The organism is Alphaproteobacteria bacterium HT1-32 (assembly GCA_009649675.1).
GTDB lineage: Bacteria > Pseudomonadota > Alphaproteobacteria > Rhodospirillales > HT1-32 > HT1-32.
In genome coordinates this window covers 119,352-131,778 of record WJPL01000002.1, presented here as the reverse complement: position 1 = coordinate 131,778, position 12,427 = coordinate 119,352, and the positions used below count along the sequence as shown (strand labels likewise).

The following is a 12,427-nucleotide window of genomic DNA, read 5'->3' as shown; positions in this document are numbered from 1 at the left end:
GCCTCAGACAGGGGTAAAAGAACGGCCTTCACTGGCGGCCGGGCGCTTTTGGGGAAATGCGGCAAAGCTGTTGGGATCTGGCACAGGATAAGCCAGCTTGGTGACGAAGGGAGATGCCATAGCCCGGATCAAAGCGCTGTAATTGACCTGAAAAGCAACCTCTGCGCCAACTTTCAGACCCGTTTGGCCAGTATCCACGACGAGATGGTCACTGCTTGATCCGAGAATATCAATTCCCTGCGGCGGCATCAGTCCGGCCGGATCAACATCCATCTCCCCGAGGGCAAGAATGGCCTGAGATACAGTACCGTTCGGGTCGCTGGTATGTTTCTCCTCCGGAGGTGCTGCCCCGAAGGCCGTTTCTGCGATGTCGCCCCATGGCCGGGATGGCTTGCTCCCGGACTCGATCACTTCGGCAACCAGACTGAATACATCCGTGTGAAGCCCTTCGATTGGCCGGCGGTCAAGCGGCTGACAGCCGAGCAGGATAGCTTCTCCGAGCCGGAGATTGTTGATGCGTCCCGTATCACCACCGCCAAGCACCCATTCCAGATTGCTGGAATTACCGCCGGAAATAACAGAAAGAACCAGACCGAAGGTCGTGTCGATGGCATCGGCAAGTCTGGACAGTTCTCCCATATTGACGGCATCCGGAACCACCCCGCTGCGACAGGCGAGATTAGTTCCTATCCCTCTCAGGGTTATATTCGGAAAACAAAGCACCCGGCGCACCACATTCTCAAGGTCGGCAGGCATGATGCCCTCTCGCAGATCTCCCAGTTCGACCATCAGAAGGATGCCATGGCTGCGCCCTGCTGACTGCGCTGCTTTGGACAATTCTGAGATGACATCAAGTTCGGTATTCATGCTGAAATCAGCATGCCGGATCACCAGTGCTGCCTGACTGGCCATCGGTGAGCGGATCAGCGTCATCGGGGCTACAACGCCGGCATGGTGCAGGGTCTGAATGTTCTCGATCCGGGAATCGGCAAGGCCCGTTGCCCCTGCCTTCAGCAATTCCCGCGCAACGTCCGGGCGACCGAGCACACCCTTGGTTACCGCTGAAACCGAAATCCCGTGATGGCTCAGCAGATTGACGAGGGTACGGGCATTATGGCCGAGCTTTACCAGGTCAATTTCAAGCCTTGGCGCATTCAATGAATGCCGACGGTCAGCGATTTCCTGAGTTTCGGGAACGAGGTGAGAACCATTTCCACCAGATCATCGGGAGATCGTGTCAGGGCATCAGTCACGGGAATGCCAAACTCTTTCTCGCAGCGGATGATTTCTGTGCTGACATCGTCATTGGTCATATTCTCATGGTTGATCGTCAGACCGATGACCCGGGTATCAGAGAAAGTTTCGATCAGATTGATCTCGCTGGCCGCCGTCGGCATCGGCATCTGTTCAAAATCGCACCGGCTGGCACGCCCCGGCGCATGCTGGAGAATGACACCTTCCGGGCAGCTTCCCCGCAATACGAAGGATGTTGTCGAAAACGCCGGATGGCTGAGAGCCCCCTGACCTTCAACGATGATGACGTCCGGGTTTTCGGCTTCGACCGCCTCAAGAATGGTCGCTTCCAGTTCACCTGCGCAGAACTGAGACGGGACCGCATCCAGCGCTATTCCATGACGCGCACCCTGGATCAGGCCGGTTTGCCCGGTTCCCACCATAACCGCCCTTATCCCGCGATCATTCAGCGCGCGGGTTAGAATTGTCGCAGTCGTGCGCTTGCCGATAGCACAGTCTGTGCCGAGGATCGCAATGCGCGGACATTCGCAGTCGTTGATCCTGCCGCTGAACAACCGCAGATCCTTTTTCGCCCGGGGTCTGCGGACATCAAGAATACTGACGTTGTGAGCAGAGCAGGCGGCGATGAACACCGGGTCGTCATTGAGAAATTCATGCAGACCGTTGACAATATTCATGCCAAGGCTCATCGCCTCGATAATCAGTCCCCGCTCATGCTTCGACAGCATGCCGCTGGAGGGAGCCATTCCGAAAATGAAATAGTCGGGAAGTTTTTCAGCCTGCGACAAGGCATCAGCAAGATTTTTGCAAACAGGGATGGCATTCGGAGCGCCACCCAGCACAACGCCAGAGTCCCGACCAGCATGCTGACTGTCGATGACAGAAAGAATATCATACTTTTCAGAGTGCCGGACCAGTCCATTGGCCGTCTTTCCGTCAATAGCGCCGAAGTTTCCCTCGCAATAGATAACGGCTGTATTCGTCTTTAACTCCGGCTCTTTTCCCTGCAAAGGAAGAAGGACCGCAGGTCTGACCGTTGCAGGAGCAGCCGCGCGATTGTCATTACCGGATGAAGTCAACGGTCTGGATGTGTGAACAAAATTCATATTAATTCCTTAAATGGCACCTGAAACAGTACCAGCCGCCAGCAGCAGAATAGCGCAGGCGGGGCAATTTCGGTCGTAATGTCGATCATGAGAACAATCCCGGAAATCGGCGGGCATCGTCTTTGCCGCAAATCGTGATTTCGCGGGATTTCTGAGAGTTGAGGCGTCGTAACTTATCGAGAGAAGGTCCGGATCACCGCTTGCTCTGGGCAGCAGTTACATTTTTCGCCTTCACTATGCAGGCTTTGTCCAATCAGGAAGCCGCATGTCATGTTCCGGCAAATACCGAAATCGTTACGCATGACATATACAGATCATGTCTTGTAACACCCTGTCCCGGATGGACAAGGATTCAATTCTCGCGGAACTTGTGTTTGGAAAAAGAATTAAGTTCTAAAAGTAGTTTTTTGTCTGAAAAACGCACAGAAGATGGCGACCTTCGGAACGCTCTCGACTACAGCTATAACGATTTTTCCATCTGTTGTTGCTCAACACCGATCCTGCGTCGGATGCGGCGTACACCGAACCATGCCAGCAGGGCGATAACCGGTACCGCAACCGCCGTAACAAGCTCGTAATTCACGGGCAGACCGGCCGCATGCAGCCCCTTTGCCATATAGCCGACAAGACCCACCGCATAATAGGTAATGGCGGCAACCGACAGCCCTTCAACCGTCTCCTGGAGGCGCAGTTGCAGCTTTGCCCGCCGGTCCATTGAGGCCAGCAAATCGCGGTTCTGAGCTTCCAGCGATACATCGATGCGGGCCTGTAACAGGTCGCTTGCCCGCGCGATGCGGGCCGACAGGGCTGACAGGCGACCGGATGTTGAGATCACCGTCCGCATGGCCGGTGCCAGTCGCCGGTCCATGAATTCCTCGATTGTCTGCAACCCCTCAATCCGGGCTTCCCGTAGCTCCCTTACCCGCACCTCAACGATGGCGTAATAGGCTTCGGCAGCGGAAAACCGGTCGCCGCTGCGTGCACCGATACTTTCAACCATCGCCGCCAGACGTGACAGACGATCAAGCAGCTGCCGTTCGCTGTCCGCTCCGCTGGATTCCGTCAGTGCCGTGGTCACCTTGTTCAGTTCCCGGTCGATCCGCACAATCCGCGGCATGGCCAGTTGCGCATCCGGCAAGGCCATCATCGCCATCATGCGGTAGGTATCGATTTCGAACAGCCGCTGAATCAGCCGCCCGGTCTGGCCGCTGCTCATACCCCGGTCACGCACGAGAATACGGCCGAACCCGTCGCTATGAAGCTGGAAGTCTGTCCAGCAGGTGGCCCGTCCGCCTGCCATATCAGCGCCAATCACCGGATTTCCACCAAACCATGTCCGTGCCTGCTCCAGATCCAGCCGGCTGTCATCGCGCTGCATTTCCAGATGCCCGCCGGCAATCAGACGTCCCGGCATATTCTCGATCCATTGTTCCGGCACCTTGCCCAGCGCCGTTTCCGAAAACGGCGCACCCTCGGATGCAGGAACCGTAAGGGTATAGCTGGAATATTCGGTATGCCGTTCCCAGCGCAGCCGGAAATCACCGAAGTCAGCACTGAAATGCCGGGCATCCATCGGCGGCAGCCGGATATCGTAAAGACCGCAGAGTTCGCCGAGATGTGAATGAATGAGTTTCTGGTCTGTCTGGTTCTGAACCATCGCCAGATGAGTGACCCGGACAGGGGAGTCCGAGGGCTGAAAAGGCCGGGCATGGGCCTCGTCTGCCAGCCGGCGACGCAGATCATGTTCGCGCAGTAACTTCATTGTTTTCCCCAGAGCGCTTTTTTCAGGGCGATCCAACCTATATACAGCGATAACACTATTTCAGGAGCGGCTAAATGACCGATCTCGCAGCAACCGACAGCCTTTTCTTTGAACGCACCGGGATGGATCGCCCGAAAGTAGAGCGAATCGTCGCTGATGCCCTGCATGGGGCAGATGACGGTGAACTGTTCATGGAATACCGGCAATCCGAAAGCTTCTCGTTTGATGACGGGCGGATGAAGAACGCCGCCTATGATACCTCGCAGGGGTTTGGTCTGCGCTCTGTCTCCAACGAGGCGACCGGTTATGCCCATGCATCCGAACTGAGCGAGAGCGCCATCGAACGCGCTGCCGATACCGTACGTGCTGTCCGTTCCGGTAAGGGCGGTGAGATGTCCGTCGCACCGAACGGTACGAACCGTAACCTTTATACAGATGTCAATCCGCTGTCCGAGGTGCCGTTTGATGTGAAAGTCAAACTGATGGAACAGATGGATGCCTATGCCCGCAGCATTGATGATCGTATCCGTCAGGTCTCGGTTTCGCTGACCGGTTCCTGGCAGGCCGTACAGATCATCCGGGCAGACGGACGCCGGGCCGCCGATATTCGTCCCCTCATCCGCCTCAATGCCAGTGTCGTTGCCGCCAAGGGCGACCGGATGGAAGCCGGTTCCCATGGTGTCGGTGGCCGCATTGCCTATGCACACTGGCTGGAGCCGGAAAACTGGCAGGCAGTGATTGACGAGGCGTTTCGTCAGGCACTGGTCAATCTGGATGCCATTGATGCGCCGGCTGGCGACATGCCGGTTGTACTTGGGCCGGGCTGGCCGGGCGTCATGCTGCATGAAGCTGTCGGACATGGTCTGGAAGGTGATTTCAATCGCAAGAAAACCTCTGCCTTTTCCGGGCTGATGGGCCAGCAGGTCGCCTCCAAGGGGGTTACCATCGTTGATGACGGCACGCTGGGCGACCGCCGTGGCAGCCTGACCATTGATGACGAAGGTACGCCGACCGAATATACCACGCTGATCGAGGACGGTATCCTGACCGGCTATATGCAGGACCGGATGAATGCCCGCCTGATGGGTGTTGCCGCCACCGGCAATGGCCGCCGTGAAAGCTATGCGCATCAGCCGATGCCACGGATGACCAACACCTACATGCTGGGCGGCGACATGGACCCGCAGGAAATCGTTTCCTCCGTAAAACGCGGTATCTATGCGGTGAATTTCGGCGGTGGTCAGGTCGACATCACCTCCGGGAAATTCGTCTTCTCGGCGACCGAAGCCTACATGATTGAAGACGGCAAGGTTGGCCCTGCCGTCAAGGGTGCCACCCTGATCGGCAACGGACCGGAAGCCATGAAACGGGTTTCCATGATCGGAAATGACATGGCCCTGGACAGTGGCGTCGGCACCTGCGGCAAGGGCGGACAGGGTGTCCCTGTCGGCGTCGGCCAGCCGACCTTCAAGATTGACTCCCTGACCATCGGCGGCACAGCGGTGTAATCATGAAAAAGCTTCATTACTTCCCCGGCAACGCCAATCTTGCGCCACATATCGTGCTGCAGGAAGTTGGTGCGGAATATGAACTGGTCCCTGTCGACCGCAAGAACAGCAGCCACAAGTCACCGGCCTACCTGAAACTGAATCCCGCCGGGCGCATTCCGGTGCTGGAAGACGGCGATCTGGTTCTGTTTGAAGCGGCTGCCATCTGCCTGCACCTGGCAGACACCCACCCCGACTCAGACGTAGCACCGCCTGTCGGGTCAAGTGAACGGGCGCAGATGTATAAATGGCTGATGTATCTGACCAACACGATCCAGCCGGAAGTGCTGACCTATCATTATACGGACCGGCATCAGCCGCTGCCCGACGCTGTGCCCGCTGCCAAGGCCCGCAGTGACGAACGCCTGATGGAAATGTTCGACCTGATAGAGAAAGAACTGGCCGCAAACGGCCCCTGGCTGGTTGGTGACAGATTCACCCTGGCCGACATTTATCTGCTGATGAACGCACGCTTTTCCCGTATGTGCAGTCGCCCGCCCGCTACCCGCCCGCATCTCAAACGCCTGCTGGACGCTGTTGCCGCACGACCGGCGACCATCCGGGCCTGCGAAGAGGAAGGGCTCACCGCGCCCTTTTACTGTTAACGGCGGACCGCGCAGTTATGGATGACGCACCTGTAAATCTGCTGGTCGCAGCGGCGGCCTTCCCCATCGGAATCATCTTCGGTGTCATGGTGCGCTGGGGTGATTTCTGCACGATGGGGGCGATTTCCGATATCGGCCTGATGGGCGACTGGCGGCGCTTCCGTGCCTGGATGCTGGCTCTTGCCATCGCCATTGCCGCCAGCCAGTTTTTGCATATCGGTGAGTTTATCAACCTTGATAACAGCATCTACCTCAGCCCGCGACTTGGCTGGGCAGGCGCCATCGCAGGTGGCGGGATGTTCGGTTTCGGGATGATGCTGGCTGGTGGCTGCGGCAGCAAAAATGCGGTGCGTCTGGGTGGCGGCAATCTGAAATCCCTGCTTGTAGTACTGGTCCTCGGTCTCGTGGCCTATGCCACGCTGCGGGGTATTCTGGCCCTGCCCCGCCTGCGCCTTGATGATGCAACCGCGATTGACCTCTCCGGCCTTGCCCACGACCAAAGCCTCGCAACACTTGCCGCCGGCGCGGGCCTTGGTGAGGCAGCAATGCTCCGCCCGCTGATTGCTGCGGGACTGGTCCTCAGCCTGGTTGTTTTCACCTTCACAAGCCCCCGCTTTCTCCGCTCACCCAGACACTGGCTGTCAGCAATCGTGATCGGACTGGCCATACCGCTGGGCTGGATCGTGACCGGAATACTGGGAGCAGACAGCTTTGATCCGGCGCCGCTTGCCTCCCTGACCTTTGTCGCACCTGTCGGGGAAGGCCTGATCTATCTGATGACCTATACCGGAGCAACGGTCAGCTTCGGCATCGCCGCTGTTGCCGGAACCGTTTTCGGCGGCTTTCTGGCCAGCCTTGCACAGGGGCAGTTCCGGCTCGAGACCTTTGCTGACGGCAATGATTTCCTGCGACATCTTGTCGGTGCCGCTTTAATGGGTGCAGGCGGTGTGCTGGCGATGGGCTGCACGATCGGTCAGGGTCTGACCGGCCTGTCCACGCTGGCTGTCGGATCGCTGATCGCTGTACTGGCCCTCATCGGGGGAAGTGTACTTGGTCTGCGCTACCTGCAGGCTCATCTGTAGGGCATTCTACATTGGAAAAATGGGTTTAAGATCACGGCTTTGCGAGTTTGCGAGCCCGGCTTTAGCTGTTACCTTATTGAAAACTACGAATAAGGGAGCGTCAGGTGATGCCAAGAACTGCGTTGCTGTTTTTTACTGCAACCCTGCTGATCAGCAGTCATCTTCAGGCCGCCGGACCATCTGCGTCTGTACTCGCCGGAACCTGCGCCACCTGCCACGGTATTGACGGCAAGAATGCCGGATCGGTTCCCTCGATTGGCGGGATGGACATGAAAACCCTGAAAGAAGCCCTCATTGCCTTCAAGTCGGATGAGCGCAAGGGCACAATCATGAACCGTATCGCCAAGGGTTATACCGACAAGGAAATCGACGCGGTTGCGCGTTTCCTCGCCACCCGCAAATAGGAGGATTGCCGCATGACCCTGTCCCGCCGCCGCTTCACGACGCTTACCGGCGCTGCTGTTGTCGCCCCTGCTATCGGGCTGGGGCGCAACGCCTCTGCCGCCGGTGCCCGCGTCGTCATTATCGGGGGCGGATTTGGTGGCGCAACCGCTGCGCGCTATATCAAGCGTTGGGACTCGGCAATCGATGTCACACTGATCGAACCTGCAACCACCTTTGTAACCTGCCCGTTCAGCAATCTTGTTCTCGGCGGGGTCAAGAAGATCGGCGACATCACCCACAGCTATGACGGCCTTGTCGGCCTCGGCGTAAAGGTCATCCATGCCAAGGCAGAGAGCATCAATATTGAGAAGAAATGGGTGCATCTGCCAAATGAACAGATTGCGAAATATGACCGTCTGATCGTCTCCCCCGGCATTGATTTCCGCTGGGGCGAGGTCGAAGGATATGATGAAGCCGCTTCGCGTCTTGCCCCGCATGCCTGGAAGGCCGGGGTACAGACATTGTTGCTGCGCGAGCAGTTGCAGGCCATGCCGGACGGCGGCACCTTCGTCATCTCGCCACCCGCCAATCCCTTCCGCTGCCCGCCGGGGCCGGCAGAACGGGTCAGCATGGTCGCGCATTATTTCAAGACAACGAAGCCAAAATCGAAAATTCTGGTTCTTGATCCCAAAGGCGGTTTTTCCAAGGAAGGCCTGTTTACGGCCGCCTGGAAAGAGCTCTATCCGGGCATGATCGATTACCGGAAAACGGAAGACGGCAAGGTTATCCGGGTGGATGCAGAGAACAAGACACTGCATACGGAATTCGATGAGATCAAAGGGGATGTCGTCAACTTCATCCCGCCACAATATGCCGCTGCCATTGCCCGTGACGCCGGTCTGGCCGACGCAAGCGGCTGGTGCCCGGTAGATCAGAAAAGCTTCGCCTCGACACTGGCGAAGGATGTCTTTGTCATCGGTGATGCCAGTATTGCCTCACCCATGCCGAAGTCTGGTTTCTCTGCCAACAATCAGGGCAAGGTTGTCGCGGCTGCTGTCGTCTCAAACCTGCAGGGCCGGGAGATCGCTGACCCGAAACTGGCAAATACCTGCTACAGCCTCGTAGCCCCGGATTATGGCATTTCAGTCTCGGCCGTCTACAGGCTGAACAACGGCAAGCTTGAAGCTGTCGAGGGTGCCGGTGGCCTGAGCCCAAAAGAAGCCGGCATGCGCCAGCGCCAGCTCGAAGCGTCTTATGCCGAAGGCTGGTATCGCTCGATCACCGACGAAATGTTCGCCTGAGAAAACGGGCTTTCAGCTGCGGTCAAACAGCCACCAGGCGACCATCCCGGCCAGCATGGCGGCGACAAAAATAACCACGCTGATGTTCAGTGAGCCCAGGCCAACCAGAGCTGGTCCCGGACACAGGCCGACCAGCCCCCAGCCAGCGCCAAAAATAACAGCGCCGACAACCAGTGGCGGATCAATGGATGTGCGGTCAGGGAAATGAAACCGCGCCTCCAGCAAAGGCTGGCGCATCCGTTTTGACAAAATATATCCCAGTGCAGAGATCAGCAGCGCCCCACCCATGACAAAGGCCAGCGTCGGATCCCAGCGACCTGCGACATCCAGGAAACCCAGCACCCGTTCCGGATTGGCCATACCGGAAACCAGCAACCCGCCACCAAACAAGGCACCGGATGCCAGACCTGCAACTGCACGGATCATTGTACTGCTCCGATCACATGACGCATGACATAAACAGTCACCATCGCAATTCCGATAAAGATCAGGGTCGCCGTGATCGACCGGGGTGACGCACGGCCAAGGCCACAAACACCATGACCACTGGTGCAGCCACTGCCCATCCGCGTGCCGAACCCGACCAGCAGGCCACCAGCCACGAGCAGCAGAACGGAGTCGGTAATTTCAATGTTGTAGGAACCATCCGTTGCCACCAGCCAGATGAATGGTGCTGCAACCAGCCCGACAAGAAACGTCAGCCGCCATCCGGTCTCCCGGGCATTCGCGAACAGGTTACCCATGATACCGCTGATCCCTGCAATCCGGCCATTGCACAGCAACAGTACCAGAGCGCCTGCACCAATCATCAGACCACCGATAAAGCCATTCAACGGATTAAAATCTTCAACCATCCTGTGAACACCCGAAGTCGTTCAATCCACTCCACCGACCATACAACCAGACCGGACCGCATGCAGCGTAAATTCGCAGCTAAAAGTCAGGATGGCGCAAATGTGACATGCCGCGCGCCTTCGTGGAAACGGTCGAAGGAAAACACCCAGCGTCCGCCCGGCCAGCGATATTCCGCCTCACCCTTCGCCGGACGGTAAATCGCCGTATAAAGGGTGCCAAAACCGGTCCGGTAAGCATTGGTATAAAGTGGCGGACGGGAGAATGCTTCGATCAGGCGTTGCGACGTCATCTTGCGATCATCAAGACGGAATTTCAGATATTGTTCCCGTTCAATCGTGGCCGTTGCCCTGGCATGATCGTGCCATTCCACACGTCCCTGATGGTTCGTGGCGATGGCGACTGATTTGACGACGGGCGCACGGTCCGGGGCCAGAAAGGCGGTTTTATAGGTTCCGCCTGCATCCAGCATTGTCACATTATAGGCCATGTGAACCGGCACTTTGACAATCTCTGCCGCTGCTTCATTCGCCGTTGAACAGCTTTGCAGCAGATGCCGTAACACCAGCGGTATGCCGAAGCCGTCACCGACCACCCGGCGCCCCCCGAAGGTCAGGCTGACTGACAATCCGGAATCATTAAGGCCGTCAAGGCAGCCCCACATGCAGTCCGACATGCAGATGACCTTCCGGCCACCCCATTCGGTTTTCATGATAACCCCGTCACACAGTGCCGGCGCATAATCGTAGTTGCGTACCAGCAACGGATCATCATCTGACCAGGCCGCCTGAGAGCAGCCGGAAATATAAGCCGGAGGACGATAAAGTGACAGAAAACGGGCGGGCAGATCGCCGCCCCCGGCCCGTTCGCATAATTGCTCATAGAGCGGCAGCAGTGCCGGCAGGAACTGTTTTATCCTGTCCCGGCACTGCCGGTAGGTCGGACGCCGCTCAACGCCCTCTGACAGGAACCAGTGACGGTATGCCGGCCAGAGTTCGTTGAACAGGGCTTCCCATTTCGCACCCGGTGTTGAGTCGTCAACAGCGCGAAAGGTTATCTGCATCAGAGGATCTTGAAGGATCCGTCCGAAATTGGCGCGGGGGTCAGGGAACGACCGATAAACTTGTTCCGCATCCCGTCGATCCACATCTTTGCCCGTTTGTTGAGTTTGAAGTTATTATTCATCAAACGGCCACGGGTGACGAGAATGCCGAGATCGGCCCCCTCGTAGCGATAATCGCCTTTACCCGAAATTCGCAGGAAGAACGCTTCATTTTCGGTCGCGACGGCACGCCGGTGATAATCAAACCGGCTGTACTCAATCGAACCATCGTCGTTCATGTGATAGATGCCGGACTCCGGTGCATCAACCAGAATATCAACGGAATCGTCCGTATGCTTCATGACGAACTGGCTCCAGGAATCGATATTGTCCGGATCAGCCCAGCGCGCGTTCAGCGCATCGACATCCAGCTCAAAATCAACGCCGGAGAATTCCAGCAGATGGAACAGGGCCAGCGGTGCATCCGCATGGGCGAAGGCCGCATGGTTGGTCATCGAGCTGGCACCGGTGACCCGGGGGTTCAGTTCACCCAGATACATTTCATTGGTGTCCATATCGATCAGGAAATCGAGCTCGAAATAACCGCGATAACCTTCCTTGCGAAGCTGCTCACCGAACTGGAAGGTCCAGTCCCGCGCCTTCTGACGGACCTCGGCAGAGAACGAGTCGGCAAAGATTTCATTGCCACACCAGCCGCCGCGATAAGGGGTCAGTTCCTTGAATCCGACCAGTTCGGTCATCAGCGGGCCAACGATGGTGCCGGCCTTTGTGGCACAGGCTTCAATGGCCGATCCGCGGCAATTCAGCCGCTTCATGATCTTGACCTCGGGCGCTTCCTCGATCTCGGAGGCGTGGCGCTTGTATTCCTTCTCGTTCGAGATGAAGAAGGTGGTATGCCCGGAATCACCATAGGCCGTCTGGATCACCAGACTTTCACCGAGATCCTTCGAAACCTTCCGAAGGGTCTCGTAGCTGTCGACCTTCGCCAGCACGTTCGGTACTGACGGCACACCGGCACGATTGCCGATACGAACGGTTTCGATCTTGTCATCCATCCGGCCGCGCAGCTTGGCCTTCGGGAACCAGACCTGCATTCCCGCTTCCTTGGCAAGGCGTTCCGTATCCTCATCGAACATGAGGAAAGTTGCCTTCGGCTTGCCCTTGAAGGAGTTCACATAGTCGAGAACTTCCTTGTGCTGGAGCAGGTAATTATTGATGTCCTCGATCGACTGAAATTCCGCATGCGGCATTTCGGTCGGCACGAAGGTATTCGGATGCCGTCCGTCATAGCAGTCGAGATAGTTGATATATTTGAAATTCTTAACCCACTCATCAAGGCCGAGCAGGTTGAAGTTCGTGGCAGAAATAAAGAATACCGGTGTGTCAATCCGGTGGAAATAACGACGGATATCTGACAGTCCCTTAAGTTTCTTCTTTGGCATGGTATAGACCCCCTGTTTTGGTTGGTCGG

12 protein-coding genes are annotated in these 12,427 nt (G+C 57.2%); 5 read left to right on the top strand and 7 right to left on the bottom strand.

Annotated features, from left to right (window positions below; genetic code table 11):
• Positions 1-3: 3 nt before the first annotated feature.
• From GH722_12165 to GH722_12155, 3 genes are all read right to left on the bottom strand, one after another.
• Entirely contained in the window at positions 4-1,158 is a 1,155-nt protein-coding gene (locus GH722_12165; protein ID MRG72515.1) for an alanine/ornithine racemase family PLP-dependent enzyme, read from the bottom strand.
• Positions 1,155-2,360, bottom strand: coding sequence for a DUF1611 domain-containing protein (locus GH722_12160; protein ID MRG72514.1), 1,206 nt, complete (start codon positions 2,358-2,360; stop codon positions 1,155-1,157). The genes GH722_12165 and GH722_12160 overlap by 4 nt, the downstream gene beginning before the upstream one ends.
• A gap of 460 nt (positions 2,361-2,820) precedes the next feature.
• Complete coding sequence (locus GH722_12155) at positions 2,821-4,122, bottom strand: DUF3422 family protein (GenBank protein MRG72513.1); 1,302 nt, start codon at positions 4,120-4,122, stop codon at positions 2,821-2,823.
• A gap of 74 nt (positions 4,123-4,196) precedes the next feature.
• Between GH722_12155 and tldD the strand changes: the two genes are divergently transcribed.
• The 5 genes from tldD (at position 4,197) to GH722_12130 (ending at position 9,041) form a co-directional block, all read left to right on the top strand.
• A complete protein-coding gene (tldD, locus tag GH722_12150; GenBank protein MRG72512.1) occupies positions 4,197-5,630 on the top strand; it encodes a metalloprotease TldD in 1,434 nt (477 codons plus the stop codon).
• A gap of 2 nt (positions 5,631-5,632) precedes the next feature.
• Positions 5,633-6,274, top strand: coding sequence for a glutathione S-transferase (locus tag GH722_12145; GenBank protein ID MRG72511.1), 642 nt, complete (start codon positions 5,633-5,635; stop codon positions 6,272-6,274).
• 17 nt (positions 6,275-6,291) lie between these two features.
• The gene (locus tag GH722_12140) at positions 6,292-7,356 is read left to right on the top strand and encodes a YeeE/YedE family protein (GenBank protein ID MRG72510.1); all 1,065 of its coding nucleotides are present in this window, start codon (positions 6,292-6,294) and stop codon (positions 7,354-7,356) included.
• A gap of 107 nt (positions 7,357-7,463) precedes the next feature.
• A complete protein-coding gene (locus tag GH722_12135) occupies positions 7,464-7,760 on the top strand; it encodes a c-type cytochrome (protein MRG72509.1) in 297 nt (98 codons plus the stop codon).
• Positions 7,761-7,772: 12 nt separating this feature from the next.
• The gene (locus tag GH722_12130) at positions 7,773-9,041 is read left to right on the top strand and encodes a hypothetical protein (protein ID MRG72508.1); all 1,269 of its coding nucleotides are present in this window, start codon (positions 7,773-7,775) and stop codon (positions 9,039-9,041) included.
• Positions 9,042-9,053: 12 nt separating this feature from the next.
• Here GH722_12130 and GH722_12125 read toward each other — a convergent pair whose 3' ends face one another.
• The 4 genes from GH722_12125 to GH722_12110 all read right to left on the bottom strand — a co-directional run bounded on the left by GH722_12125 (position 9,054) and on the right by GH722_12110 (position 12,398).
• A complete protein-coding gene (locus GH722_12125) occupies positions 9,054-9,467 on the bottom strand; it encodes a YeeE/YedE family protein (GenBank protein ID MRG72507.1) in 414 nt (137 codons plus the stop codon).
• Positions 9,464-9,895, bottom strand: coding sequence for a YeeE/YedE family protein (locus GH722_12120; protein MRG72506.1), 432 nt, complete (start codon positions 9,893-9,895; stop codon positions 9,464-9,466). Before GH722_12120 ends, GH722_12125 begins: the two co-directional genes overlap by 4 nt.
• Positions 9,896-9,981: 86 nt before the next feature.
• Entirely contained in the window at positions 9,982-10,950 is a 969-nt protein-coding gene (locus tag GH722_12115; GenBank protein MRG72505.1) for a hypothetical protein, read from the bottom strand.
• Positions 10,951-10,955: 5 nt separating this feature from the next.
• Positions 10,956-12,398: a biotin carboxylase gene (locus GH722_12110; protein MRG72504.1), complete on the bottom strand. Its 1,443-nt coding sequence runs from the start codon at positions 12,396-12,398 to the stop codon at positions 10,956-10,958.
• Between the last annotated feature and the right edge of the window lie 29 nt (positions 12,399-12,427).

Bases quoted from the DNA above. Each gene is read 5' to 3' on its own strand.
- GH722_12145 (MRG72511.1), top strand. From the start codon at position 5,633: ATGAAAAAGCTTCATTACTTCCCCGGCAACGCCAATCTTGCGCCACAT.
- GH722_12140 (MRG72510.1), top strand. From the start codon at position 6,292: ATGGATGACGCACCTGTAAATCTGCTGGTCGCAGCGGCGGCCTTCCCC.
- tldD (MRG72512.1), top strand. From the start codon at position 4,197: ATGACCGATCTCGCAGCAACCGACAGCCTTTTCTTTGAACGCACCGGG.
- GH722_12125 (MRG72507.1), bottom strand. From the start codon at position 9,467: ATGATCCGTGCAGTTGCAGGTCTGGCATCCGGTGCCTTGTTTGGTGGC.
- GH722_12120 (MRG72506.1), bottom strand. From the start codon at position 9,895: ATGGTTGAAGATTTTAATCCGTTGAATGGCTTTATCGGTGGTCTGATG.
- GH722_12160 (MRG72514.1), bottom strand. From the start codon at position 2,360: ATGAATTTTGTTCACACATCCAGACCGTTGACTTCATCCGGTAATGAC.
- GH722_12110 (MRG72504.1), bottom strand. From the start codon at position 12,398: ATGCCAAAGAAGAAACTTAAGGGACTGTCAGATATCCGTCGTTATTTC.
- GH722_12135 (MRG72509.1), top strand. From the start codon at position 7,464: ATGCCAAGAACTGCGTTGCTGTTTTTTACTGCAACCCTGCTGATCAGC.
- GH722_12155 (MRG72513.1), bottom strand. From the start codon at position 4,122: ATGAAGTTACTGCGCGAACATGATCTGCGTCGCCGGCTGGCAGACGAG.
- GH722_12130 (MRG72508.1), top strand. From the start codon at position 7,773: ATGACCCTGTCCCGCCGCCGCTTCACGACGCTTACCGGCGCTGCTGTT.